Annotated in this window: 24 protein-coding genes; 10 read left to right on the forward strand and 14 right to left on the reverse strand. The window is 36.5% G+C overall.

The genetic code is table 11. From position 1 onward, the window contains the following. Position 1: 1 nt before the first annotated feature. The gene (polA, locus tag ICG50_RS00260; RefSeq protein WP_187658915.1) at positions 2-2860 is read left to right on the forward strand and encodes a DNA polymerase I; all 2859 of its coding nucleotides are present in this window, start codon (positions 2-4) and stop codon (positions 2858-2860) included. Positions 2861-2919: 59 nt separating this feature from the next. Here the strand turns inward: polA and ICG50_RS00265 are convergent, their stop codons facing one another. The 3 genes from ICG50_RS00265 to ICG50_RS00275 all read right to left on the reverse strand — a co-directional run bounded on the left by ICG50_RS00265 (position 2920) and on the right by ICG50_RS00275 (position 5325). Continuing rightward, positions 2920-3681, reverse strand: coding sequence for a T9SS type A sorting domain-containing protein (locus tag ICG50_RS00265; protein WP_187658916.1), 762 nt, complete (start codon positions 3679-3681; stop codon positions 2920-2922). A 5-nt stretch (positions 3682-3686) separates the two neighbouring features. Next, on the reverse strand, positions 3687-4208 hold the full coding sequence (locus tag ICG50_RS00270; RefSeq protein WP_187658917.1) for an ankyrin repeat domain-containing protein: 522 nt from the start codon (positions 4206-4208) through the stop codon (positions 3687-3689). A gap of 91 nt (positions 4209-4299) precedes the next feature. Next, on the reverse strand, positions 4300-5325 hold the full coding sequence (locus tag ICG50_RS00275) for a LacI family DNA-binding transcriptional regulator (RefSeq protein ID WP_187658918.1): 1026 nt from the start codon (positions 5323-5325) through the stop codon (positions 4300-4302). A 271-nt stretch (positions 5326-5596) separates the two neighbouring features. Between ICG50_RS00275 and rplM the strand changes: the two genes are divergently transcribed. The 7 genes from rplM to ICG50_RS00310 all read left to right on the forward strand — a co-directional run bounded on the left by rplM (position 5597) and on the right by ICG50_RS00310 (position 13666). Further along, entirely contained in the window at positions 5597-6052 is a 456-nt protein-coding gene (gene rplM, locus ICG50_RS00280) for a 50S ribosomal protein L13 (protein ID WP_121311953.1), read from the forward strand. Beyond that, the gene (gene rpsI / locus ICG50_RS00285) at positions 6052-6438 is read left to right on the forward strand and encodes a 30S ribosomal protein S9 (RefSeq protein ID WP_121311954.1); all 387 of its coding nucleotides are present in this window, start codon (positions 6052-6054) and stop codon (positions 6436-6438) included. Before rplM ends, rpsI begins: the two co-directional genes overlap by 1 nt. Before the next feature lie 186 nt (positions 6439-6624). After that, on the forward strand, positions 6625-7455 hold the full coding sequence (rpsB, locus tag ICG50_RS00290) for a 30S ribosomal protein S2 (protein WP_187658919.1): 831 nt from the start codon (positions 6625-6627) through the stop codon (positions 7453-7455). 111 nt (positions 7456-7566) lie between these two features. Beyond that, positions 7567-8535, forward strand: coding sequence for a translation elongation factor Ts (gene tsf, locus ICG50_RS00295; RefSeq protein ID WP_187658920.1), 969 nt, complete (start codon positions 7567-7569; stop codon positions 8533-8535). 276 nt (positions 8536-8811) lie between these two features. Continuing rightward, on the forward strand, positions 8812-12462 hold the full coding sequence (locus tag ICG50_RS00300; RefSeq protein ID WP_187658921.1) for a TraB/GumN family protein: 3651 nt from the start codon (positions 8812-8814) through the stop codon (positions 12460-12462). A gap of 3 nt (positions 12463-12465) precedes the next feature. Further along, a complete protein-coding gene (locus ICG50_RS00305; protein WP_187658922.1) occupies positions 12466-13116 on the forward strand; it encodes a queuosine precursor transporter in 651 nt (216 codons plus the stop codon). Next, positions 13106-13666: a DNA-3-methyladenine glycosylase I gene (locus tag ICG50_RS00310; protein WP_187658923.1), complete on the forward strand. Its 561-nt coding sequence runs from the start codon at positions 13106-13108 to the stop codon at positions 13664-13666. Before ICG50_RS00305 ends, ICG50_RS00310 begins: the two co-directional genes overlap by 11 nt. A 45-nt stretch (positions 13667-13711) precedes the next feature. Here ICG50_RS00310 and aat read toward each other — a convergent pair whose 3' ends face one another. The 3 genes from aat to ICG50_RS00325 form a co-directional block, all read right to left on the reverse strand. Continuing rightward, entirely contained in the window at positions 13712-14347 is a 636-nt protein-coding gene (gene aat / locus ICG50_RS00315) for a leucyl/phenylalanyl-tRNA--protein transferase (RefSeq protein WP_187658924.1), read from the reverse strand. Positions 14348-14445: 98 nt separating this feature from the next. After that, on the reverse strand, positions 14446-14823 hold the full coding sequence (locus tag ICG50_RS00320) for a DUF3127 domain-containing protein (protein ID WP_176306476.1): 378 nt from the start codon (positions 14821-14823) through the stop codon (positions 14446-14448). 2 nt (positions 14824-14825) lie between these two features. Further along, positions 14826-15701, reverse strand: coding sequence for a flavin reductase family protein (locus ICG50_RS00325; RefSeq protein ID WP_187659601.1), 876 nt, complete (start codon positions 15699-15701; stop codon positions 14826-14828). A gap of 191 nt (positions 15702-15892) precedes the next feature. Here ICG50_RS00325 and ICG50_RS00330 point away from each other — a divergent pair, with 191 nt between their 5' ends. Continuing rightward, complete coding sequence (locus ICG50_RS00330) at positions 15893-17035, forward strand: sensor histidine kinase (protein WP_187658925.1); 1143 nt, start codon at positions 15893-15895, stop codon at positions 17033-17035. 29 nt (positions 17036-17064) lie between these two features. On the opposite strand, the gene ICG50_RS00335 is transcribed toward ICG50_RS00330, so the two are convergent. Both ICG50_RS00335 and greA read right to left on the reverse strand, forming a co-directional pair. Next, entirely contained in the window at positions 17065-17454 is a 390-nt protein-coding gene (locus ICG50_RS00335) for an HIT family protein (protein ID WP_187658926.1), read from the reverse strand. A 1-nt stretch (position 17455) separates the two neighbouring features. Then, positions 17456-17932 carry a transcription elongation factor GreA gene (greA, locus tag ICG50_RS00340; protein WP_187658927.1) on the reverse strand — a complete coding sequence of 159 codons (477 nt, stop codon included), beginning with the start codon at positions 17930-17932 and terminating at the stop codon, positions 17456-17458. Between the two features lie 161 nt (positions 17933-18093). Between greA and ICG50_RS00345 the strand changes: the two genes are divergently transcribed. Then, positions 18094-18513 carry a Rieske (2Fe-2S) protein gene (locus tag ICG50_RS00345; RefSeq protein WP_187658928.1) on the forward strand — a complete coding sequence of 140 codons (420 nt, stop codon included), beginning with the start codon at positions 18094-18096 and terminating at the stop codon, positions 18511-18513. Positions 18514-18547: 34 nt separating this feature from the next. On the opposite strand, the gene ICG50_RS00350 is transcribed toward ICG50_RS00345, so the two are convergent. From ICG50_RS00350 to ICG50_RS00375, 6 genes are all read right to left on the reverse strand, one after another. After that, positions 18548-20713 carry a TonB-dependent receptor gene (locus ICG50_RS00350; RefSeq protein ID WP_187658929.1) on the reverse strand — a complete coding sequence of 722 codons (2166 nt, stop codon included), beginning with the start codon at positions 20711-20713 and terminating at the stop codon, positions 18548-18550. A 270-nt stretch (positions 20714-20983) separates the two neighbouring features. Beyond that, positions 20984-21385 carry an alternative ribosome rescue aminoacyl-tRNA hydrolase ArfB gene (gene arfB, locus ICG50_RS00355; RefSeq protein WP_187658930.1) on the reverse strand — a complete coding sequence of 134 codons (402 nt, stop codon included), beginning with the start codon at positions 21383-21385 and terminating at the stop codon, positions 20984-20986. After that, the gene (locus ICG50_RS00360) at positions 21375-22976 is read right to left on the reverse strand and encodes a DUF4301 family protein (RefSeq protein ID WP_187658931.1); all 1602 of its coding nucleotides are present in this window, start codon (positions 22974-22976) and stop codon (positions 21375-21377) included. The genes arfB and ICG50_RS00360 overlap by 11 nt, the downstream gene beginning before the upstream one ends. After that, positions 22943-23560, reverse strand: a complete 618-nt coding sequence (pnuC, locus tag ICG50_RS00365; protein ID WP_187658932.1) for a nicotinamide riboside transporter PnuC — start codon at positions 23558-23560, stop codon at positions 22943-22945. Before pnuC ends, ICG50_RS00360 begins: the two co-directional genes overlap by 34 nt. Continuing rightward, on the reverse strand, positions 23560-24273 hold the full coding sequence (locus ICG50_RS00370) for a phosphoglycerol geranylgeranyltransferase (RefSeq protein WP_187658933.1): 714 nt from the start codon (positions 24271-24273) through the stop codon (positions 23560-23562). Before ICG50_RS00370 ends, pnuC begins: the two co-directional genes overlap by 1 nt. Then, a complete protein-coding gene (locus ICG50_RS00375; RefSeq protein WP_187658934.1) occupies positions 24273-24902 on the reverse strand; it encodes a 4'-phosphopantetheinyl transferase family protein in 630 nt (209 codons plus the stop codon). Before ICG50_RS00375 ends, ICG50_RS00370 begins: the two co-directional genes overlap by 1 nt. Between the last annotated feature and the right edge of the window lie 135 nt (positions 24903-25037).

Here is a 25037-nt window from a genome sequence, read left to right on the forward strand (position 1 = left end):
AATGTCACAACAAAAACGCCTTTTCCTGCTCGATGCTTACGCCTTAATTTTCCGTGGTTATTACGCTTTTATCAAAAATCCCCGAATCAATTCAAAAGGAATGGATACTTCGGCCATTATGGGTTTTATGAACTCTTTGATGGATGTGATTAAACGCGAAAAACCCGACCATTTAGCGGTAGCTTTTGACAAAGGCGGAAGCGATTATCGCTACGAAATGTACCAAGAATACAAAGCACATCGTGACGAAACGCCGGAAGCCATTAAAATTGCCGTGCCATACATTCAAGAATTGTTAAAGGCCATGCACATTCCGATTATGGAAAAAGCCGGTTTTGAAGCCGATGACTTAATTGGAACCTTAGCCAAGCAAGCCGAAAAAGAAGGCTTTCAAGTCTTTATGGTGACGCCCGATAAAGATTTTGCCCAACTGGTTTCCGAAAATATTTTCATGTACAAACCGGCACGAATGGGGAACGACATAGAAATTTGGGGCATTCCGGAAGTGTTGGCCAAATTTGAGATAGAAAGACCGGAACAAGTCATCGATTTTCTCGGAATGATGGGCGATTCTGCGGATAATATTCCCGGATTTCCCGGTGTTGGTGAAGTAACAGCGAAGAAATTATTAAAGGAATTCGGTTCGATGGAAAACCTTTTGGAAAATACCGACAAACTAAAAGGCGCTTTAAAAGACAAAATCGAGAACAATAAAGAACTCGGAATTCTATCTAAAAAATTAGCTCGAATTCTACTCGATTGTCCGGTGACTTTTGACGCAACCGATTTCGAATTATCAAAACCCGATATCGAAAAAACAGATGCTTTGTTTATGGAATTGGAATTCCGTCAAATGAAGGCGCAATTCGACAAACTATTCGGCACCGGAAAAGAATATGATGAAATTGAATCTAATGGCAATGACAATGGCAATGATCAAAAAGTGGCTAAGAAACCTGTTGCTAAAAAATCCAACGAAGACCAATTTGATTTATTTGGTTTTTCCGATGAAGAAAGCGATGAGCCGAAACATAATTCTTATTATGCCACTTTAGAAACCACCAATCATACTTATCAAATTGTTCAAGGCGACTTAGGAACCAAATTGTTTCTACAAAACCTAATGAACCAAACTTCAGTCTGCTTCGACACAGAAACTACCGGAATTGACACGCTTCATGCAGAATTAGTCGGCATGTCTTTCTCATTTGAAAAAGGCAAAGCTTTCTACGTTCCGTTTCCTGAAAACCGTGAAGAAGCACAAACATTAGCCGACAAATTCAAACCGTTTTTTGAAAGCGAAACCATTGAAAAGATTGGCCAAAACATTAAATATGATTTAAAGATTCTTTCCAATTACGGTATTTCTGTAAAAGGAAAATTATTCGACACCATGATTGCGCATTATTTAATCAATCCCGATATGCGTCACAATATGGATGTTTTGAGTGAAACGTATTTAAAATATTCGCCAAAATCCATCGAAACATTAATTGGTAAAAAAGGCAAAGGTCAGTTGTCGATGCGAGACGTGCCTTTGGAAGACATCAAAGAATACGCCGCAGAAGATGCTGATATTACGCTTCAATTAAAAGAAATTTTCAGTCCGATTTTAGACAGAGCCGAAACCAAAAAACTATTCGAAGAAATCGAAATTCCATTAATTCCGGTCTTAGCCGCCATGGAAACTGAAGGCATTCGCTTGGATGTTGATTTCCTAAAATCGATGTCGGTTGATATGCAAAAAGAAATCAATCTTTTTGAGCAAAAAATTTACGAAACGGCCGGCGAAAAATTCAATTTGGCTTCCCCAAAACAACTCGGAGAAGTATTATTTGACAAAATGAAAATCGGCGGTACCAAACAAAAGAAAACCAAAACCGGACAATACGCGACCGGCGAAGAAGTATTGAGTTATTTGGCCAACGAACACCAAATCGTAAAAGATATTTTAGAGTGGCGTCAAATGGTAAAATTGCAAAGTACTTATATCGAGGCATTGCCAAATCAAGTCGATGCCAAAACCCAACGCGTTCATACCGATTACATGCAAACCGTTGCCGCAACCGGTCGATTGAGTTCGAATAATCCGAACCTGCAAAACATTCCGATTCGTACCGAACGCGGACGTTTGATTAGAAAAGCATTTATCGCTCGTGATGAAAATTTCACCTTACTTTCTGCCGATTACTCGCAGATTGAATTGAGAATTATTGCCGCTTTATCGGGCGAAGAAAATATGATTAAAGCCTTCCAAAACAACGAAGACATTCACAGAAGTACGGCTGCGAAAGTATTCAATGTAGCTTTAGAAGAAGTCACCAAAGAACAACGAAGCAATGCCAAAACAGTAAACTTTGGCATCATATACGGCGTTTCTGCTTTTGGATTGAGCAACCAAACTTCTTTGTCAAGAAGTGAAAGTGCGGCACTCATTGATGCCTACTACAAAACCTATCCGAAACTAAAATCATACATGTCAGACCAAGTAGATTTTGCCAGAGAAAATGGCTATGTACAAACAGTTTTGGGAAGACGACGTTATTTAAAAGACATCAACTCAGCCAATGCTGTAGTTAGAAGTGGCGCTGAACGAAATGCCGTAAACGCACCCATTCAAGGAAGCGCCGCCGATATCATCAAAATTGCGATGATCAACATTCACAAGAAGCTGACTAGTGAAAACTGGCAATCTAAAATGCTTTTACAAGTGCATGATGAGCTTGTTTTTGATGTACACAACTCAGAATTAGAAAAAATCAAACCGCTAATCAAACACGAAATGGAAAATGCCTTCAAGCTAACTGTTCCGTTGGAAGTTGAACTCGGTAGCGGGAAAAATTGGCTCGAAGCACATTAAAATAAAAAAAGGCAACCATTATAAATCGTTGCCTTTTTTTTATAAAACTATTTTAGATCTTATTCAATAATAATTTTTTTCCATACTTTTTGAGCAGTATTTTGCAGTTCAATCAAATAGACACCGGCTGAAAGACCTTCGATATTGATTTGTGTTGCATTAGCACTGTCAACTTTTATCGATTTTACAAAATTACCCGTTATAGTATAAATAGACACTTGTTCTAAGGCAGTTCTAGTATTGATAGTAAAATTACCATTAGAAGGATTTGGGAAAATCTGTGAAGCATTTAAAGAGAAATCTTCAACTCCAAGAGTGGTGAAAGCTACACTTGTATTTGAAACTCTGTTTCCGGCACCATGATAAGCCAAGGAAAAAGAACTTGAATTTCCGTGAGCAATAGCAATTCCAATAGTGCTGTTGCTGTATACAAAATCAAAGTCGGTAGCATCAGGTGAATTAAATGCTCTTGTGGCAACTATTGTTCTAACTCCGGTTGTTACGGTGTTTGATGTAACGGTCCAATTGTTTTGAGCATCTGCAGTAGGTGCCGATCCAATTCCGTTATGTGTTGCATCTACCAGGATAGTTCCATTGTAATAAACGACATCACTGTCAGCTTCCATACCGCCGGCAAATTGTCCAAATTGACACGCCAACCATCGGTCTGAAGGACCAACTATAGTTAATGTTGCGGTTTGTGTATCATTGTTAAGTAAAATATTGGCACTGATATTCGATACAGAAACAGTGTTCGAAATCTTTGACTGTGACCAACCAAATAATGGTAAAGCAAGAAGTAATAAAGTAATTTTTTTCATAGTATCTATTTTAATAAGTTTATAATTTCTTCATTCTCTGAGAAAGTTGCATATTCAAATGCTGTTTTCCCTTTATTATCTGTTAAATTTTTATCTGCTTTATGAGCTAGCAATAATTTAATCATTTCAATATTTTTAAACTGTACTGCATACATCAGCGCTGTTGTTCCTTGGTTGTCAATAATATTTAAATCGGCTTTTTTATCAATTAGTAACTTTCCAATTTCATTATTTCCTTTTACAATGCAAGCCATCAATGCCGAACCCATATTGGTTTTAACATCAAGATTAGCTCCATTTTCAATAAAATATTTTGCTACAGTATTGTTTCCTTTGTAACACGCCAAAACCAATGCCGTAAATCCATTTTCATTTACGGAATTTAAGCTACTTGGGTTTGAATTAACAAATTCTTTGGCTTGTTCGATTGTCCCTTTTCTGGCAATATCAAAAATATTGGTTGCTTCCTGACAAAACATGAAGTTAACACAGAACATAAAAAACAAACCGGAGAGAATCTTCTTCATTGATATCATTTTTAGATTTTACAAATTTATAATAAAAAAAGAGCAAACCGCTACTGATTAAGGTTGACATTAGGTAAACACATGGTTTACTTTATTGCAATCTTTTGGTAGAATCTCTTTGTCTTAATTCGGTTTTAATTGTAGTGGTAGTGAACGTAAAGGTTTCATCTTCGCTCTCCAATTTATCTATTAATAATTGTGCTGCGACTTCACCTATCTCAGGTCCGTGTTGACTTACCGTAGACAAACTTGGCGTCATTCTTCTTGACCAAACTCCATCGGCAAACCCAATAATTGATAAATCTTGAGGTATTTTATATCCATTTTGAATCCCAAGCTTCATTGCCGTAACTGAAGCATGTTCGTCAACCGCAAAAACACCATCGGGTTTATTTTTAATGAAAAAACCTCCTATTTCGGCATTGAATTCTTCATTATTATTGGTCAAAATCACTAAATTTTCATCCACTTTTAAGCCGTGATTTTCTAACGCTTTATAAAAACCTTGCGCTCTTAATTTTCCAACACTCAAATTGTCTATCGCTGAAAGTAAAGCGATTTTTTTACATCCGGTTTTTATTAAATGCTCCATGGCATTAACCGCTGATTCAAAATCATCTACAATTACTTTGTCGCAATTTACCTCATCGGCAATTCGGTCAAACATTACGATCGGTGTTCCTTCATTTATAATGGAGGTAAAATGACCAAACTTTTGTAGTTTTTGAGATTCTTCCGATATCGAAAGAATAAAACCGTCGATGGTTCCATTGCTTAACATTTCTAGTGCATTGATTTCTTTTTCCAGAGATTCATTTGAAATACACGTAATCACTTTATACCCTTTTTCATCAGCCACTTTTTCGATGCCGCTAAATACTTTAGCAAAAAAAGAATTCAAAATATTCGGAATAATCACGCCTATGGTTTTGGTTCTTCTGTTTTTAAGGTTCAGACCAATCACATTCGGCTTATAATTTTTCAATTTAGCATATTCCTGCACACGTTGTTTGGTAGGTTCACTGATTTCCGGACTTCCGTTCAAAGCTTTTGAAACGGTGGAAACTGAAACGCCTAACTCTTTGGCAATTTGTTTTAAGGTGGCTTTCGATTTCATTTTTATCTTGGTTAAAGCGTAAAAATAGTAAAATTTATTCTCTTTCATCTCAAAGCGGTATGAAAGTTAATCGAAATCTAACACAATTATCTTATGATTTTAACCCAAAAAAGGAATCTAATTCACCCGTTAAGTGTATTCATTTAAAGGATTTTAAGTAAAATGAGGCGCTTTATAAAAAAATTTGAAAAATGGTATTTGCTTTATTAATAAATAATTGTACTTTTGCACTCCCTTTATTGGGAATGGAATGTTTAATTAAAAAAATATTATGGACGCATTAAGCTACAAGACACAATCTACAACCAAGGCCACTTCTGGAAAAGAGTGGATCATCGTAGATGCTGAAGGTCATAACTTAGGTCGTTTTGCTTCAAAAGTTGCGATGCTTTTAAGAGGTAAATACAAGCCGAGTTATACACCTCACGTCGACTGTGGAGATAACGTAATTGTTATCAACGCAGAGAAAATCAACCTAACAGGTAACAAACTTGACGACAAGACTTACATTCGTCACACAGGTTACCCAGGTGGACAAAGAACTTTGACTGCAAAAGTTTTGCAATCAAAAAACCCTGCTTTGCTAGTGGAGAAAGCAGTGAAAGGAATGTTACCTAAAAACAAATTAGGAGCAGAACTTTTCAGAAATTTAAATGTTGTTGTAGGAACTGAGCACAAACAAGGTGCACAAAAACCTAAAACAGTTAACCTAAACGATCTTAAATAATGGGAGTTATTCACAAAATCGGTAGAAGAAAATGTGCAGTAGCACGTGTTTATGTTTCAGAAGGAACAGGAAAAATCACCGTTAACAAAAGAGAATTCAACAACTACTTCCCAACAGCTACTTTACAGTACAAAGTATTACAGCCAATGTCTATGACAAACAACGCTGACAACTTTGACGTAAAAGTAAATGTATACGGTGGTGGTTCAACAGGCCAAGCAGAAGCTGTGAGAATGGCTATTGCAAGAGCAATGTGTGAAGTGGAAGCTGAAAACAGAAGCATCCTAAAACCAGAAGGATTACTAACAAGAGATCCAAGAATGGTAGAACGTAAAAAATTCGGTCAGAAAAAAGCGAGAAAGAGATTCCAATTCTCGAAACGTTAATATTCGGTATTTACCGCACTATATTTTCAGATTATTTTTTACAATTAAATTAGAATTTAAAACAAAGTTGTCGATATTCCTTGTAAAAAGGGAATTAGTTTAGCATCGAAATGCAGTCCAAAGTCTTACTCATTAAGCGAAAAAGGTGACGCATTGCTAATCAAACGGAACGTAAACTATTACACAATGGCAAACAAAATTGACGTTAAAGAATTATTAGAAGCAGGTGTTCACTTCGGACACATGACTCGTAAGTGGGATCCAAATATGGCCCCTTACATCTATATGGAGCGTAATGGAATTCACATTATCAACCTATACAAAACCGCTGCCAAAATTGAAGAGGCTAATGAAGCCATGAAAAAAATTGCAGCATCCGGTAGAAAAATACTTTTCGTAGCTACCAAAAAACAAGCAAAAGATATCGTATCTGAAAAAGCATTGGCTTGTAACATGCCTTACATCACTGAAAGATGGCCTGGTGGTATGTTAACTAACTTCGTTACTATCCGTAAAGCCGTTAAAAAAATGGCTTCTATTGATAAAATGAAGAAAGATGGTACTTTCATGACTTTGTCAAAAAAAGAAAGACTACAAGTTGATCGTCTTCGTGCCAAATTAGAGAAGAACTTAGGTTCTATCGCTGATATGTCAAGATTACCTGCTGCTTTATTCGTAGTAGATATCAAAGCGGAACACATCGCAATCAAAGAAGCACAAAAATTAAACATTCCAGTTTTTGCAATGGTTGATACTAACTCTGATCCACGTGAAGTAGATTACGTTATCCCAGCCAATGATGATGCTTCAAAATCAATTGATAAAATTTTAACTTTAGTTACTGACGCTGTAAAAGACGGTTTAGCTAACAGAACTGCTGAAGGTTCTGATGCTGCTCCTGAAGTAGAAGCTGAAGAAACTGTAGAAGTAGTAGCTGCTCCGGTAGCAGAAACTCCGGCTGTTGAAGCTGAAGTTGCTCCTGAAGTAGAAGCTACAGAAACTAAAACTGAAGAATAAAACAAAAATAATTACGAATTATGAATTAAAAATTACGGATTATTTTGACTCGTAATTTGAAATTCGTAATTCGTAATTTACTTTTAAAAAACTTTTAAATTAAAAAATATTATGTCAACAATCACAATTACTGCTGCAGACGTAAATAAATTAAGACAAACTACAGGTGCCGGAATGATGGACTGTAAAAAAGCTTTAGTTGAAGCGGAAGGAGATTTCGATAAAGCCATCCAAATCCTTAGAGAAAAAGGACAAAAAGTGGCTGCTAACCGTTCTGACCGTGAGTCTTCTGAAGGAGCTGCTGTTTCTTTTATCAATGCTGACAATACTAAAGGAGCCATCATCACTTTAAACTGCGAAACAGATTTCGTAGGTAAAAATGAAGCTTTCGTAACTTTAGCTAAAGAATTAGTGGAAAAAGCTATCAACTTCTCTTCTAAAGAAGCCTTCTTAGCGTCAGATTTCAACGGAATTACTGTAGCTGAAAAATTAATCGAACAAACTGGTGTTATCGGTGAAAAAATCGAAATCGGTGGTTTTGAAATCTTAGAAGGTGCTTTCGTTGGATCTTATGTTCACGTGAACAAAATTGCGGCCTTAACGGCTATTTCTGCACCAATTGCCAACGCTGACGTTTTAACCAAAGACATCTCTATGCAAGTGGCTTCAATGGGAGCTGATACCTTATCTTACAAAGATTTTGATCCTGCTTTCGTTGCTTCTGAATTGGCAGCTCGTATTGCGGTAATCGAAAAAGAAAATGAAGAAGCAAAACGTTTAGGGAAAACTTTGAAAAATGTTCCTAAATATATTTCTTTCTCTCAATTAACTCCAGAAGTTTTAAAACAAGCGGAAGAAGATGCTAAAGCGGAATTAAAAGCGGAAGGCAAACCGGAACAAATTTGGGATAAAATTATTCCTGGAAAAGTGCAACGTTTCATCTCTGACAATACAACTTTAGATCAAGAGAAAGCCTTATTAGACCAAAACTTCATCAAAGATGACAGTAAAAAAGTAGGCGATTATGTTAAAGGTTTCAACGTTGAAATTACAGGTTTCAAAAGAGTTACTTTGGGATAATCTCATGAATTAAAAATTATTAATTCACATACAAAAACCTCGGTTCTTCATTGAATTGAGGTTTTTTATTTTAGGGAGCACATCGTTTAGCTTTCTTTTCACTATTCGTCCCGCTGTCCGTTATATTCCCGATAAATCGGGAGATGCCACTCCCATCGGGGCTATAAACAACGTATAGTATATTAGAAAAAATCTCCCCAAAAAAATTAACAATAGTCACAGCATTCATGAGATGCCTTTTTGTTTATATTTGTCTGTAATCAAAATTGATATCCCTTGAAAAAGATTTTTGCTCTCGTCCTCTTTGTCCTTTTTACACTCCAAGTTAATGCCCAATTTGAAAAAACATTACTTTGGGAAATCTCCGGAAAAGGTTTAAAAAAGAAATCCTATGTTTATGGTACTTTTCATGTTAATGACAAGATATCCTACCATCTTTCAGACGCTTTCTATAAGCATTTGCTAGAAGCCGATATTGTAAGCAACGAAAGCAATCCCGATTCTTGGGGTGAACTGTTCGACTTATACATGAATTATCGCCCACAACAAAGAACTAAATTCTACTCTAAATTTTACCTGAAACCGGTTGAAAAACAAGACTTATTACCGCTGTTTACCAACTATAATTTCTTCAACCAAATGTCCTCCGGAGTGGAAGGCAACAGAGCCGATTACAGCGAAAGTACTGTGCTCGATATGTTCATCCATCAAACCGCTAAGAAATACAACAAAAAAACCGTGGGTTTAGAAGACGCCAAAAAATCATTTATCAATTTTAGTAAAGCCGAACAAATGGTTGACTTTAAAGAGTCAGAAAATGAGGCTTCGGAAGAAGAAGAGGAAAAAAAAGCTATCCTAACCAAAATCCTTAAAGGCAAATCCATCTATACTACTTTAAAAGATTTTTACCGCGAAAAAGACATCGTAATGCTTGATTCGTTAAGCAAATTATCCGAAAGCCCTAAAAAACACAAAATCATGATTATTGACCGAAATTATGATATGGTCAAAAGCATTGATTCATTAGTACACCATGGCAGTCTGTTTAGTGCCGTTGGTGCAGCGCATTTAGGCGGAAAAGAAGGCGTTTTACAACTTTTAATCAACAAAGGATATCAAGTAACTCCGGTAATTGGTCCGTTGACCAAAAAAGGGGAAACCGACAAAAAAACCATTGAAGAATTTTTTCCTGAACCAAAAATAAAAACGGAACCAACACCCGATCAAATGATTCAAACCGTTGATTTCGACTTAAACCTAAACTTCGAGAAAATTAAAAGCACACTTGACATCACTAATGGTGGCGTTTTGAGCATGGTTAGAGTACCGTTACACAATTATTTGCAAAAGAAAAACGATTACTTCAATCACAAGAGTATCGATAGTTTGCTATACGAATTCATACCGGGAGAAATCTTAGAGAAAAAAGAAATCAAAGACGAAGCCTATATCGGTTATGATGTGAAAAACAAAAGTAAAGCCGGTAATTTCCAACACTACCGTTTTTATGTAACCCCATTAGAAATCATTAGCGTTTCTTTTTCCGGAACGGGAACTTATGTAAAACAATACGAACAAACCATATTCGACAAATTCAAAATTAAAGGATTTAAAAATACCTGGGAAAAAGTTCAACCTCAAAAAGGAGGCTTTTCAGTAACCATGCCCGAGTTTTGTGTCCAATATGGCAATAGTGAAAAAACCGCTTCCGATGTAACCTTCGAAGCTTTTGATCCAAAAGAGAAAAGTTATTTTTTTGTGATTGAAAACACTTCAACAGACATGGATTTTATGGATGATAAAACGTTTCAACACCAACAAATCCAAAACGAATTCTACATGAATCAGGAAATGGAAGAAACCGCTAATTTTGAAAAAAACACGAAGGATTATGTCTCTTCATCCACTAATGAACACCATAAAGTCCAATTAAAGTCCATTATCAAAGGGAATAAATTTTACCTTTTGGGTGCCATAGATGCGACTGAACAAAACAGTACTAAATTCTTCAACTCTTTTACATTTGAGGAATTCAAAACCTCCGAAAGCACTGTTTATAAAGATACTTTAGGAAAATATGTTATCGAAATTCCCAAAAAAATAAACGAACAAACCATTTTAGGCATTGGTAACGACGAAATTCGCTCCATGAGAAGATGGCAAAGAAATCCTGAAGTCAATTTTGACCCTAAAGAATTCAACTCATACATCGGAAAATCGGTTACTGTTGAAGTAATGAATTACCCTAGATATCTTCAGGTAAGTACTCTTGATTCTCTTAAAAATGATTACAATAAAGAATTAAAAACCCTTTTTGACAACTACAGAATCAACAAAGACAATACCGATCCATGGCTATCTACTTGGGACAATTATTTCAAAGAGTTTGAAAAAACAGAGATTCTCAGCAACACTTTTTCACACAACGATGCTTTGGGTTGCGAAGTGGCCGATGCTTTGGTAAGTATTAAAAATTCAGACCAAGCGCTAAAAATCAAAACCTTCTTCATGGACAACCGAAAAGTCACCTTAAAGACTTTGGTAGACCGAAATTACAAAAACGACGATTCATTTACTGAAAAGGCATTCTCGTCATTTGTACCGGAAAAAACAACCCAAAGAAGCATTTTTGATGATAAAGTAAAACTGTTTTTGGAAGAAGCTGCAAGCGAGACCGATTCAATCCGTAAAATTGCCTACAATAACTTATACAATTTAACGTTAAACGAAACCGATTTTGAACGCATTACTACTTTTTTAGACACCCACGAATTTGAGGATACAGAGGCTTATGGCAAAGTAGGCTTGTACCAAAAACTAGGCGATTTGAAACACAAAGAGGTTGTTCCTTATTTGGAAAACAAATATAAAGCGGAAGGGACCAAAACAACAGAACAGTTAGCCATTCTTAATGCCTTAGCTTCTCAAAACACCGAAAATGCTTATCGTCAGGTTTTAAAACTAATGGAATTCGACCTTCCGGTTACAGAAGATGCCTATGAGTTAAATCAGTTATTCCATTCCTTCGAAGAAAATTTAGAGGAAAGTAAAGTACTATTTCCCGATATTTTCCAATTCTACGGTATAGAAGAGTACAACAAACCAATCATAAGTTTCTGTAACGCTTTGTTAGACAAAAAACTGGGTTCTCCTAAAAAAATCGCTGCTTTCCAAAAACTGATTTTAACCCATTCAAAATTGGAATACAAAAGACTACTTAACCGAGAAGAAAAAAAGGCTTCAGAGGAAGAAAATGAGTATGAAGAAGACTATGCTTATGACTATGAAGAGGACGAAAATCCAAACTCCAATCTTTTAAATTATCTTTCACTATTATCGCACCTGCCTAAAAACAATGATGTAAATGAATTGATGACGAAAATAAAAAAACTGGACAATCCTGAAATCCTATTGGAGATTTTAAAATTGGAAATCACCCACAACAAAGCCAGTAAAGAACTGATTAAAAAAGGGCTCGATAATCCTAAAACAAAATTCAAAACCATCCTTTTGCTGCAAGAAAAAGACGCTTTCGATTTCTTAAAAACAATATCAGATGACGAAATTGCTGAAGCCGCTATGAGAGATTTTGATAAAATAAAAGAAACCAGTAAAGTCCAGTTCTTAGAAAAAAGAGAAATAAAACAAGGAAATAATCTGGCTGTTTTCTATTTCTATCAGTCCCAAAAAACAAAAGAAGAAAAAATCATCGGCACCAAAACTTTCCACTCAATGGCCTTTTTAATTGAAAATGGCAAAATTGTTCCGAAAGCTTATTTCTCACCGGTGCTAGAAGAAATCGACGAAGAAAATACCATAGAAAAGCTAATGCCGGCCATCATGAAAGAAACCATTAATGCCAATCATCCGGGTGCCAGTTTTAGAAAAAAGGAAGAACGCGAAAACTACTTTAATTTCGAGGAATAAAGCATGTTTCAATCAAAAAAAGATACCGTATATGTTGTGCTTGCAGGCATTTTTATAACTAATGCTATAGTAGCTGAACTCATTGGCGGAAAACTAATTGATGTTGGCACTGCCGTAATGAGCATCGGTATTTTACCATGGCCAATTGTGTTTGTGACAACCGATTTAATCAATGAATATTTTGGCGAAAAAGGCGTAAGAAAGCTTTCCTTAATTACTGCCGGACTAATAGCCTATACTTTTTTTGTGTTGTTTTTCGCCATGAAAATACCTTCAACCGGAATTAGCTCAGTGACTACAGAGCAATTCAATGCGGTTTTTGGGCAAAGTCAATTGATTATAGTAGGCAGCATAATTGCCTTTTTAGCTTCTCAATTGATTGATGTTACTATCTTTCATTTTGTAAAAAGACGAACCGGTAACAAAATGATATGGCTCAGAAGTACTGGTTCAACAGTGATTTCACAGTTTTTTGATAGCTTTATCGTATTGGGTATCGCATTTTGGTTACCCGGAATTATGGACACCAAAACTTATATCATTTCAGGATTAACCGGCTACACCGTTAAGTTGATTATAGCCGTTGGCATGACACCATTTATTTATTTGGGCCATGCTTTAATTGAAAAATACATCGCTAAAGATGGAAAGTAAAATACGTTGCGCTTGGTGCGAAAAAGACGATTTATACCGTGATTACCACGATAACGAATGGGGAAATCCCGTATATGACGACGATAAATTATTCGAGTTTTTAGTATTAGAAACTTTCCAAGCCGGTTTGAGTTGGTACACGATTTTGAAAAAAAGAGACAACTTCCGCAAAGCTTTTGACCAATTCGATTACAAAAAAGTCGCGCAATACAACGAAGACAAAGTCGCCGAACTAATGCAAGACGCAGGTATCATTCGCAACGGCCTAAAAATCAAAGGAACGATTGCCAATGCCATAGCCTTTATGGAAGTTCAGAAAGAATTCGGAAGCTTTTCTAAATACATCTGGAATTTCACCGGCGGAAAACCGATTGAAAACAACATCAAGAAAATGAGCGATGTAAAAGCCACGACACCACTTTCAGACGAAATCAGTAAAGATTTAAAAAAACGCGGGTTTAAGTTTGTCGGCTCAACGGTAGTTTACGCGCACATGCAAGCCACCGGAATGGTCAATGATCATGTGGAAGATTGTTGGAAGAGGAAATAGTTCTCAGTCGCAGTCACAGTTGGCAGAATTAACTGAAAACTGTGACTAACTCTTCAACACCTTAATAAAAGTCTCTCGCGAAATCTCAAACGCACCCAATTTCTCCAAATGATCATTGTGTATTTGACAATCTAAGAGTTTGTAATTGTTGTCTTTTAAGTATTGTACCAAAGTCACAAACGCTATCTTACTCGCATTAGACACTTTAGAAAACATGCTTTCACCACAGAAAACGTGTCCTAAATCGACGCCATACAAACCGCCAACCAATTCACCATTTTGCCAAACTTCTACTGATTGCGCAAAACCCATTTCATGTAATTTAGTATACGAATCGATAATATCATCTGTAATCCAAGTTCCGTCTTGGTCTTTGCGGACAATTTGTTGGCAATTCCGAATCACTTCTTCAAAGCTTTGGTTGAAAGTGATGTCGAACTTCTTCTGGTTTAATAAATTCCGAATGCTCTTCGAAACCTTATACAATTGCGGCGCAACGACCATTCGCTCCGGCGGTGACCACCAAAGAATAGGCTCATCCGGATTAAACCAAGGAAATATCCCATTCCGGTACGCCAACAACAATCGGTCCGTAGACAAATCGCCGCCAACCGCCAAAATGCCTTCATACGAAGCTTCATCGACCGGTGGAAAATATAAATCTTTGGTTAAAAAATGCATTGTAAAAGTGTCAAATGTAAAAAGTCTTAAAGTCGAATGTCAAAATTATAATAAAAATGACGTTTGACTTTAAGACCTTTGGCTTTAAGACGAATTTATTAAAAAGGTAAATCGTCGTGCTCTTCTTCGTTGAAGTTCGTCGCTGGTGCAAAAGCTTCTGCCGGTGGCATTGGCGCCATTCCCGGAGCAGCCGGTGCTTCCGCTTGTAGTTTTTCCACTCTCCAACCTTGAATGTCGTTGAAATATTTGGTTTCTCCTTGCGGATTCACCCATTCTCTTCCTCTTAAGTTGATCGAAACTTTTACCGCTTCCCCTACATTATAGTTGTTCAATAAATCACATTTATCCTGCACAAAATTGATGCTGATAAACTGTGGATATTGCTCTTCTGTAGCCACAACTAATTCTCTTTTTCTAAAACTGGCACTCACTTGTTGCTCAGGATTAATCACTTTAATTTTTCCGGTAACTTCCATAATTATTGTTTTGCTAAAAGTACTTTCCAAGCCGATAGTACTTCATTATTATTCAAATATTCTTTTGCTTTTTGGTGTATTTTTTGCTCGTCATCCGAACTCAAAACTCCCTTTACTGCAAAATTCAGTTTTACAAATATAGTAATTTCTTCTTCGGTTGGCAAGGCTTCTACATTTCCTAATTTACCCAAATCGTTCCCATCAAAAATTGGACTTTTCTTGATAAAATCCGGAATCGAATCCACGCCTATTCCCAATGTTACCAAGGGTTTCTCCACTTCAAACAAGCCTTGATTGGAACGAGAATACCAATTGCCACCCAATCTTGAAACCAAATCAATTTTGCTTTGGTCAATCGCACCTTTGTCATCCAAAACGTTTTCGTTGATGTGAATTTTAACCACTTCACAAATGATTAAATTGCCTGCGCCGCCTTGATTTCCTAAGGCTATAATTTCGTTGACTTTGCATTCCATTTGCACCGGACTTTCCGCCACGCGAAATGGTTTTACCATATCCGAAGGCAACATCGTTAACCCGGATTTAATAAATTCGTTCACGCCATCAGCATATTCTGTACTTGACAACGATGCTTGTTGTACGATATCATAATTCACCACGTTAATCACGACTTGTTTCGTGGCTTCACAGTTTTCCAAAGTGTGTTTTGTTGTATTATTTCTAACGCGACGAGCCGGCGAAAAAACCAGTATCGGCGGATTCGAACTAAACACATTAAAAAAACTAAACGGCGACAAATTAGGCTTACCATTTTTATCAACGGTACTCGCAAAAGCAATCGGGCGCGGCGCTACCGCACTTTGCAAATAACCCTGTAATTGCGCGGGCGACAGTGTATGAGGTTCAAAACTGAGCATATTCTTTGTTTTCCCCAAAAATACAATTTTTATTGATTTCAGGAGCGAAAGGTTCGGGCATTCTTGCCATCCGTATTCCTGCTTTCTGTTACAATCAACTTTTGCAAAGTTGATTTCCTCGGCAATCAGGGCTAAACAGAATTCGTCTTGCACTTTTGGCGGTTTTGTCTATATTTATAAAAAATTTGACCATGCAGTTTTCCGAAAAAAGAAACACCACCCGTTGGATTATCATTATGGCTTCCTTTGTCATCGTGGCTTTAATTCTTTGGAATACGTATTCTTTTTTCCAAATCTTTAAAAATGAGGAACGTCTGAAGATGGAACTTTGGGCGAAATCTCAGGAAACCTTAATCAACGCTAACGAATACACCGATGTTGATTTGCCCTTACAGATTCTACAAACCGCTACTATTCCTATTATTGTTACCGAAAAAGATTCTATCATCAACACCAAGAATATTGATGAAGATATTCTGAAAGACAAAACCAAACTGCAGCGTTTTTTACAAAAGCTAAAAAATCAAAACGACCCGATTGTCATGCAAATTTCTGAAGGCAAAACACATCATTTATACTATGGTGATTCGTCTTTATTGAATAAATTGAAATATTATCCGGTCGCTTTATTACTGATTATTTTCCTCTTTGGCGGCTTGGTTTACAACTTTTACCGCAGTACCAAAATGGCGACTCAAAACAAACTTTGGGCCGGAATGGCGAAAGAAACCGCACACCAAATTGGCACACCATTGTCTTCCTTAATCGGCTGGCTCGAAATCATGAAAGCCGATAATGTCGCCGAAACTACCATCGTTGAAATTGAAAAAGACATCACTCGATTGCAAACCATCACCGATAGGTTTTCCAAAATCGGTTCCGAACCCATTCTTGAAAAAAGAAATATTATTGAAGAAACAGAACAATCTTTTGATTACCTAAGGTCAAGATTTTCAAAGCAAGTGGAGTTCTCTTTCAAAGCGCCTAAAAAACCCATTATAGTTTTACTCAATCCGGCTTTGCACAGTTGGACAGTTGAAAACTTAGTCAAAAATGCTATCGATGCGATGAAAGGTAGAGGAAAATTATCTGTAGTTATTGAAAACGACAACACTTACGTGAAAATCCTGGTTTCCGATACCGGAAAAGGCATTCCAAAGAACCAATTCAAGCGTGTTTTTGAACCGGGTTTTACCACCAAAAGACGCGGTTGGGGCTTGGGTTTATCATTAACCAAAAGAATTGTAGAAGAATACCACAAAGGGAAAATAAAAGTGCTGCATTCCGAAATAGACAAAGGCACAACCATGCAGGTTTCTTTTAAAAAGGCCTAAAAAAATCCCGATAACTCGGGATTTTCTTATTATAAATTACTTTGAATGGCTTTCGCTAAATCTTCAAACTCTTCTTTGGTCAAAGACACTTTTCGTTGGAAACGCATGTCATCCATATCGTGAAGCGGAATCAAATGCACGTGAACATGCGGCACTTCCAGACCAACTACAGCCACGCCCATACGCTTGCACGGAACGGTTTTCTCAACGGCTTGGGCTACTTTTCGGGCAAATTGCATTAAGCCTAAATAATGGTCTTCTTCCATATCGAAAATCTTGTTGATCTCCTGTTTCGGAATACAAAGTGCATGTCCTTTGGCATTAGGATTCACATCTAAAAAAGCCAAATAATTATCATCTTCGGCAATCTTGTAAGCCGGAATTTCTCCGTTAATAATTTTAGTGAATATGGAACTCATTTTAGTCTCTTGAGATTTCTAAAATTTCAAAATTCAATTTTCCGTTAGGCACACTGATTTCGGCAATTTCACCTACTTTTTTACCTAACAAACCTTTCCCAATTGGAGAGCTTACCGAAATTTTTCCGGTTTTTAAATCGGCTTCGCTTTCAGCTACTAAGGTATATTTCATTTCCATACCGTTGGCTTGATTTTTAATCTTTACATTCGATAAAACCAAAGCTTTGGAAACGTCTAATTGCGATTCGTCAATCAATCTGGCGTTTGAATATACTTCTTCCATTTTGGCAATTCTCATCTCCAACATGCCTTGCGCTTCTTTGGCTGCGTCATATTCTGCATTCTCTGACAAATCGCCTTTATCTCTGGCTTCTGCAATGGCTTGGGAAGCTTTTGGTCTTTCTATACTTTTTAATTGTTCTAATTCGTCTTTTAATTTTTTCAGTCCTTCTGCTGTGTAATACGATACTGTACTCATAATTTCATCATTTATATAAATAGAAAAAATCCCATCGCAACGGGATTTCTTTTTTCAAAGATAGTATTTTAAAATTTATTTCAAATTTGGTGGCGTTTAATAACGCATGTCAAAGTTAATTAATTTAAATTTGTTTCGCTATAGTATTGAAATAAATTTACATGAAAAAGATAATCGTTCTACTCTTATTATTGCCTTTCGCCTTTGGATGCGATAGTGGCAGTATTAATAATCGCAATCCTAATATACCAAATTATACGGTGTATCTGCAAATTAACATGAATTTACCGGGTTACAGCAACTTGCAATTTCCAAGCAATCATATAGTTGATTATTCGCAAGGCGCACGAGGTATTGTTGTTTTTAATACCGGAAGCGGTTTTGTAGCTTTTGACTTGGCTTGTCCTAACCAAGATTTTACCAGTTGTACAACCGCTATGACTATTAGTGGCATTGAGGCCACTTGTGATTGTGACGATACCGTTTACAATTTATTTTCGGGTCAAAGTCCGGGACAACAATACCCCATGAAACAATACCGCGTTGATATCAACGGAAGCACATTAATTATTACCAATTAAAAAAAGCCGAACAAAAACGTTCGGCTTTTTTAGGCTAAAATTTCAAAGTCAATCCTGCAATAAAATTGATTCCGGCTTGTGGATAAAATCCTGCGCCTTCCAGCGTTGTAATGCTTCCAGGATTGCTCCAATCGTCATCATACGTATAAAAATAACCATTGGATTCATATTCCAAATCGAATAAATTATTGACCAAAGCTGAAAACAAAATCGACTTTACTCCTTTGTTGATTTTCCATTCATAGGAAGCATTCAAATCATTGACAAAATAAGCCTCGAGTTTTGAATTCTCCGAATCGATATTGCCCATGTATTGTTCGCCTACAAATTTAGACAACAACGAAATTTGGAAATCTTTTACCGGTAAGTAAGTTAGTCTGTTTCCAACAACTACATTTGGGGAAAAAGCAATATCAGTATGGCCTAAATTTTGCAAAACACCATCACGTTGGAAGTAAAAATCCCGGTTTTTATTTTGGCTCAATGTGACATTGGGATTCAAAATCAATTGGTCAGTCAACGCAATCACCGATTCAATCTCTATACCAAGTCGGTAACTTTTACCGCTATTGGTGAAAATTGGCGAACCAACATCGTTCAAAGCACCAGTCAACACCAATTGATTGAGATAGTTCATATAAAAAGCATTAGCGGTAATTTTTACTTTCTTCGAATTGTATTTCCAGCCCAATTCATAATCAAACAAACGCTCCGGTTTTACACTTCCGTTCTCGTAATCATCGCGTCTTGGCTCTTTATTGGCGACGCCAAAATAACCGTAAAACGAGTTTTTGTCATTTAAATCATAATTCAAACCTACTTTGGGATTGAAAAAACGAAACGTATCATTTACATCACTAAATCGAAAACTGGTGGCTTCGTAAAAAACCATTCGGTACTGCAAATCGGCAAACATATTGAGTTTTTCGACTTGCTGAGAAGCTCTGGCGTAAAAATTTACATCGTCTTTATTGCCTATGTTGTTGTAATAACGGTTTTCATTCGGCACATAATACTGCGTCCACACTACTTCTCCGAAATGATCGCCTAAATAACGGTTTGCCGCTCCGCCAAGTAAAACATCGGTTTTAGCGGTTTTATAATTCAATGAAAAAGTGGCACCAAAAAAGTCGTTATCCAGCCATCTTTTTCGAACTAAATCTGAAATGGCATTGCCTTGAAAATCGGGTAAATTATAATCGGATAAAGTTTCGTCTTCTCTGTATTGTTCAAAATAGCCTTTCCCGATAGTGTAATGCAATGCGGTATTGGTAATCCATTTTTCAGACCACTTTTCGGACCAATGCAATTGAAAATGATTTTGCGTGTAATTATCCGTTTCGTCATCATAGAATTGCATATTTCCGTTTTCGTCAAAATACATCCCTGCCGGATTGAACGTTCTGTCATTAGCTAACTTTTCCGGATCTTCGATGCCATACCAAGCCTGATACGTTTTCTCTTTTCCGCCAAAAGCCAGTGCTTTAATCAAAGTCGTTTGGGTTACATAATTGGCATTAAAAAAATAACCGAACAAATTAGATGAAGCGCGGTCAATAAACCCATCAGAAGCAATATTGGAAAATCGGGCATTCATTTCAAAATTATTATGCAATCCTGTTCCAAAAGCTAAAGTGTGTTTTCGGGTTCCGAAACTTCCGGCGGAATTAGCAATTTCGGCATAAGCGTTTTCCTGATAGGATTTGGTTTGCATGTTCAAACTTGCTCCAAAAGCTCCGGCACCATTGGTGGATGTTCCAACGCCGCGTTGCAACTGAATGCTTTCTAATGAAGAAGCAAAATCGGGCAAATTGACAAAAAAAGTGCCTTGGCTTTCACTGTCGTTGAATGGAATGCCGTTTAAAGTCACATTGATTCGCGAACCATCGGCACCACGAACCCTCATATAAGTATAGCCAACGCCATTTCCGGCATCAGTGGTAGTAACTACAGACGGTAAGTAATTGAGTAAAATGGGAATGTCTTGCCCCAAATTTCGCGGTTCGATTTCTTTCTTACCTACATTGGTAAAAGTAATTGGATTTTTGCCTTTGGCTCTAACCGCCGAAACTGTGACTTCGTTTAGTTGGTTCACTTTTGTAGTGTCTTGTTGCTTTTCTTGAGCAAAGAAAGCTGAAGGCAGAAAGCAGAAAGCAGAGATTAGAAATGTCTTCTTGCTTGTTTTGAATAAAGTTTTCATTCGTAAAATGTTACGAATAAAAGGGGTAATTATTCTTGGTTAAAAAATTAAATTGATACTCTCGACAGGACAAACGTGCACTTTTGTCTTATCTAATCCCTAAACAGCATTACCTGTTCCAGGTTCGTTGGGTATAATCTCAGCTCGTTATTTAGAGCACCCCTTTGAGACGAGGCAAAGGTATAAAAAAAGCATTGGCAATAGCAAAATTCAATGATAATAAATGTGACAGAATTATTGCTATTGATTTTTGACATTGAAATTGAAATTTCAAAAATGTGGTTTTCTCCTATTCTGCTTGATTTCGGAAAGATTTCGTTTGGCTTTGATTCTTTTTTCGATGACTGAACGCGGAATCTTACTCGCTTTTCTTTTCTTCGGAACAATTAAAGATTTGTTGATTAGTTCCAAAAAACGTTTGGTCACAATGGTTTTGTTTTTAAGTTGGCTTCGGTCTTTGTCGCAGTTTAGGATTAAAATTTGTTCCGAAGTTAATCTGTTGGCCAATTTAGCCAAAAGCCATTCTTTTTCTTCAACTGTGAGTGCTTGCGAATTTTTTAAATCAAAAGTCAGCACTACTTTGGAGGACACTTTATTGACGTTTTGACCGCCTGCACCTGAACTTCTGACTGCTTTAAATTGAAGCTCGGCAAGTATGACCTCAGTTTTCATATTGGGGTTGGTGTGCCGGTTTTAATAAATCATTTACAGTCTTCACCGGATTAAAAGTTACTAAGGGCACTTCTATAAAAACGGTAATCCATTTGGCCATAGCGCCATTCCACAAACCCGGTAGTTCGTAGCCTTTGATTTCTTTTCCTTTATTGTTTTTGTGAACAATAAAACCTGTACTGTGATCAACAAACTGTTTTAAATCAAACTTTTGACCTTTGTAATTTTTAGTTGCACAAACCAAATCCACCGGATTGAAATGAGTCGCTTTGGCTAATAGGCTCGTTTGTTCTGAATTATGAGAATCAACTTGAGCGCTTTCTACGATTTGCAATGAAACATTCCCTTTAAAACTTCTCACCCAAAATGGTCCGCCACCGGGTTCGCCTTCATTTTTTACCATTCCACAAATGCGAATCGGTCGGTTTAATTTGTTTTTAATGAAGTCGATTTTATGCTCCAAAGTATATTTATTGAAATCCTCCAACACGTCAATATTGAGTTTTTGCTTCATAAAATTGACAATGGAAGCAATAGTACTTTCTTTTATTTTTTGTTGATCAATATCGGTTAATATTTGAAAAATCTGTTCTTGTAATTCCAATAAAATTCCGGCTAATCCTTTTTTGTAAAGTGTAATTTCATCAATATGATTTTGAATTACGTTATCAATATTCTTGATGAAAATAATATCGGCCTCCAAATTGTCCAAATTATTAATTAGCGCGCCATGTCCGCCCGGACGAAAAACCAACGTACCGTCATCATTTCTAAAAGGGTGATTATTAGAGCCAACTGCAATGGTATCGGTGCTTTTATCTTGGTAAGAATAGCTAACATTTAGCTTAGTATTTGATTTTTTTTCAACTTTGGCCTTTACTTCGCTGATGTTTTTTTGGAACAGCTCTTCATGATTTTCTGAAACCGTAAAATGCAAATTTGAAACCGAGTTGGAGGTTGCGTAAAAGGCACATTCGTTTAAATGTTCTTCAACCGGTGTAGCGATATGGTCAGCATATTTGTGAAAGTTGAGCACTGCTTTGGGTTTGTTGGCAAAATCAAAATAATCGGTAGCCAACATCAATTTGATAAAGTGATAACTTTTTTCGTGTCTTTCGAGCGAATAATAATTGGCGTGAAGTTCTTTTAACTTTGATTTTATTTCATCATAAAAAGGAAACTTTTCGATACCGGCTAAGAAAATCGGAAGATTTTTATCTTTCTTTCGGTTGATGTAAGCGTTAATGGTTTCGTTTTCGTGGTCGAATTCAATTAAAAACTCGCTCAAGAATTTAAACATTCTGCTTGCCGCTCCGGAAGCCGGAACAAACTTTTTAAGTTTAAGCGTTGATTTTTTTTGGTCGAAAAAGGCCGCTTGTTTTTGAAACTCTTCGTGGGATAATTTGACAATGCCATCGCCTATCGTAGCCGGTCTTTCTAAATAAATCTTTGGAATTCCGGATTGAAATAACAAAAGTTCTCCTTCAATCTTATCCAAAGCAATACCGTGCGCTTTGATTTGTTCAAAGTCGGTTTCCGTTAGTTTGTATTTTTTGGCTAAACTTTCTTTTCTTGTAAAATGCTCTTCCATTCTAAATAGCCATAAATGGCAATGATTGTAAATAGTAAATACTGCATGCTGGTAAACGAATAGCCTTTGGCAAAATACATTGGGATGGAGATAATATCGCCAATAATCCACAAAATCCAATTCTCTATTTTCCGTTTCGCCATTAACCACATTCCGACAAAGAAAATTCCGGTAACGAAAGTATCAACGTAGGAAGTCCAGTGGGTAAATTTATCAAAAAATGTATAAACAATGACTACAAAAGCGATAGTTAACACAAATATGATGAGTGACCATTTTTTCTCTGCAGTATTCATTCTCGAAATAGGAAATTCGATTACATTATCTTTTTTTCTGGTCCAATGATACCACCCGTATATACTCATGACGACGTAGTAAAAATTAATCATCATATCACCTAACAAAGACCATTTCCATAGCAAATATACATAAATCGCTGTGTTGATTATTCCTGTAGGAAATACCCAAATGTTGTCTTTTTTGGCAAACCACACACTTAATAATCCAAAAAATATAGCTCCCAACTCTAATACAATTTCGTAGTTTGGATAGTTTTCATATTGAGAAAATAGGAATTCTAGCATTAATCAAAAAAATTTAGATCATTTTCAAAAGCCGTTCCGATGACGACCATATCCGCTCCGGCAGTGAATGCCTCTTCGATTCCGTGTTTCGAACGAATGCCGCCACCAACAATTAAAGGCACAGAAATTCGTTTAGCCACCGTTGTAATCATTTCTATGGGAACCGCTTTTTGTGCACCACTTCCGGCTTCGAGATAGATTAATTTATTTCCGATAAACTCTCCGGCTTTAGCAGTTTGGGCTACATAATCAAAATTATTTCGGTCTAAGGGTTTGGTTTGACTAACTCTTTCTACTGCGGTTTCACTTCCGCTTTCAATAAGGATGTAACCGGTTGAGATGATTTCTAAGTTGGTTTTTTCTAAAACAGGTACGGCTTTAATTTGTTGCTCAACCAAGTACTCCGAATTTCTTCCTGAAAGTAATTGCAAAAACAAAATACCATCAGCTGCTGCGGAAATTTGGGTGGAGTTTCCCGGAAAAAGCAAAATTGGCAAATGCGAATTTTGTTTGAGAAAAAGGATCAATTCCTCTAAATGATTGCCTTCAAAAGAACTTCCGCCCACTAAAATATGGGTTGCCGGAGATTGACTGATTTTAGAAACCAAATTAGTGATGGATTCCAAAGTCAATTTATCAGGATCCAAAAGGATGGCTAATAGTTTTTGTTTTTGATGTTGGGCTTTTAGAATTTCTTGGTAAAGGTCTCTCATTATTTTTTTTCAAAAGCACACACAAAAGCATAGTTTTCGATAAAATCAAAAAGAATATCAAAGTGTTCTACTTGGTTATTAAACCTCAATTCAACGGTACATTTTTCATCTGTCAAGGCAAAATCATTTTCAAAAATATGGTCTTTAAAACTGATTCCGACTTCATTTTTTATTTTAAATACTGATTCTTTGATGCCCCAAACTACAGTCGCTTTTTTTAACAAATCATCCTCTGAAAGGTTTTGCAAATGCTTTACATCCATAAATCTTGGAGCCAATTTCATCGTTTTTTCTTTTAGAATTTCTAAATCGGCACCAATATTGTCCTCACTCAAAACAATCACCGAAAAATCATTGGAATGCGAGATGGAAATGTGTTTGCCGTCTTTTAAATGAGGCTTTCCAAACTCATCATAAAACAAATCAAAATCGGTGTAGCCGGCTTCCATCAATAGTCTTCTCACGCTGAGAAAACCTTTTTGGTGGCTTTCGGCTTTCATGCCTTCTAGTCTGGCTAATGAAACGTCTTTTAACGCCACTGTGCGAAAAAGTTCATCGAAAGTTTCGGTGATTTTCCAAACGTATAAATGCGTGGTTTCGTTTAAAGCTTTGATTTTTAGTAACGACATGGGTAATTTTTTAAATTATCTGTTTGTTTTTCAGAAAATTAAGTAGCTAAACAAATCACAAAAAAATAGAAAACGTTTTTTTAATTCTATCCTATTGTGTAATTTTGCACCACTATTTTAAAAAACAAATATACA

It is taken from the genome of Flavobacterium buctense (assembly GCF_014486695.1).
Taxonomy (GTDB): Bacteria; Bacteroidota; Bacteroidia; order Flavobacteriales; family Flavobacteriaceae; genus Flavobacterium; species Flavobacterium buctense.

What these genes read in the sequence shown, in the direction of transcription:
- polA (WP_187658915.1), top strand. Translation starts at nt 2, where the DNA reads ATGTCACAACAAAAACGCCTTTTCCTGCTCGATGCTTACGCCTTAATT.
- ICG50_RS00265 (WP_187658916.1), bottom strand. Translation starts at nt 3,681, where the DNA reads ATGAAAAAAATTACTTTATTACTTCTTGCTTTACCATTATTTGGTTGG.
- ICG50_RS00270 (WP_187658917.1), bottom strand. Translation starts at nt 4,208, where the DNA reads ATGAAGAAGATTCTCTCCGGTTTGTTTTTTATGTTCTGTGTTAACTTC.
- ICG50_RS00275 (WP_187658918.1), bottom strand. Translation starts at nt 5,325, where the DNA reads ATGAAATCGAAAGCCACCTTAAAACAAATTGCCAAAGAGTTAGGCGTT.
- rplM (WP_121311953.1), top strand. Translation starts at nt 5,597, where the DNA reads ATGGACGCATTAAGCTACAAGACACAATCTACAACCAAGGCCACTTCT.
- rpsI (WP_121311954.1), top strand. Translation starts at nt 6,052, where the DNA reads ATGGGAGTTATTCACAAAATCGGTAGAAGAAAATGTGCAGTAGCACGT.
- rpsB (WP_187658919.1), top strand. Translation starts at nt 6,625, where the DNA reads ATGGCAAACAAAATTGACGTTAAAGAATTATTAGAAGCAGGTGTTCAC.
- tsf (WP_187658920.1), top strand. Translation starts at nt 7,567, where the DNA reads ATGTCAACAATCACAATTACTGCTGCAGACGTAAATAAATTAAGACAA.
- ICG50_RS00305 (WP_187658922.1), top strand. Translation starts at nt 12,466, where the DNA reads ATGTTTCAATCAAAAAAAGATACCGTATATGTTGTGCTTGCAGGCATT.
- ICG50_RS00310 (WP_187658923.1), top strand. Translation starts at nt 13,106, where the DNA reads ATGGAAAGTAAAATACGTTGCGCTTGGTGCGAAAAAGACGATTTATAC.
- aat (WP_187658924.1), bottom strand. Translation starts at nt 14,347, where the DNA reads ATGCATTTTTTAACCAAAGATTTATATTTTCCACCGGTCGATGAAGCT.
- ICG50_RS00320 (WP_176306476.1), bottom strand. Translation starts at nt 14,823, where the DNA reads ATGGAAGTTACCGGAAAAATTAAAGTGATTAATCCTGAGCAACAAGTG.
- ICG50_RS00325 (WP_187659601.1), bottom strand. Translation starts at nt 15,701, where the DNA reads ATGCTCAGTTTTGAACCTCATACACTGTCGCCCGCGCAATTACAGGGT.
- ICG50_RS00330 (WP_187658925.1), top strand. Translation starts at nt 15,893, where the DNA reads ATGCAGTTTTCCGAAAAAAGAAACACCACCCGTTGGATTATCATTATG.
- ICG50_RS00335 (WP_187658926.1), bottom strand. Translation starts at nt 17,454, where the DNA reads ATGAGTTCCATATTCACTAAAATTATTAACGGAGAAATTCCGGCTTAC.
- greA (WP_187658927.1), bottom strand. Translation starts at nt 17,932, where the DNA reads ATGAGTACAGTATCGTATTACACAGCAGAAGGACTGAAAAAATTAAAA.
- ICG50_RS00345 (WP_187658928.1), top strand. Translation starts at nt 18,094, where the DNA reads ATGAAAAAGATAATCGTTCTACTCTTATTATTGCCTTTCGCCTTTGGA.
- ICG50_RS00350 (WP_187658929.1), bottom strand. Translation starts at nt 20,713, where the DNA reads ATGAAAACTTTATTCAAAACAAGCAAGAAGACATTTCTAATCTCTGCT.
- arfB (WP_187658930.1), bottom strand. Translation starts at nt 21,385, where the DNA reads ATGAAAACTGAGGTCATACTTGCCGAGCTTCAATTTAAAGCAGTCAGA.
- ICG50_RS00360 (WP_187658931.1), bottom strand. Translation starts at nt 22,976, where the DNA reads ATGGAAGAGCATTTTACAAGAAAAGAAAGTTTAGCCAAAAAATACAAA.
- pnuC (WP_187658932.1), bottom strand. Translation starts at nt 23,560, where the DNA reads ATGCTAGAATTCCTATTTTCTCAATATGAAAACTATCCAAACTACGAA.
- ICG50_RS00370 (WP_187658933.1), bottom strand. Translation starts at nt 24,273, where the DNA reads ATGAGAGACCTTTACCAAGAAATTCTAAAAGCCCAACATCAAAAACAA.
- ICG50_RS00375 (WP_187658934.1), bottom strand. Translation starts at nt 24,902, where the DNA reads ATGTCGTTACTAAAAATCAAAGCTTTAAACGAAACCACGCATTTATAC.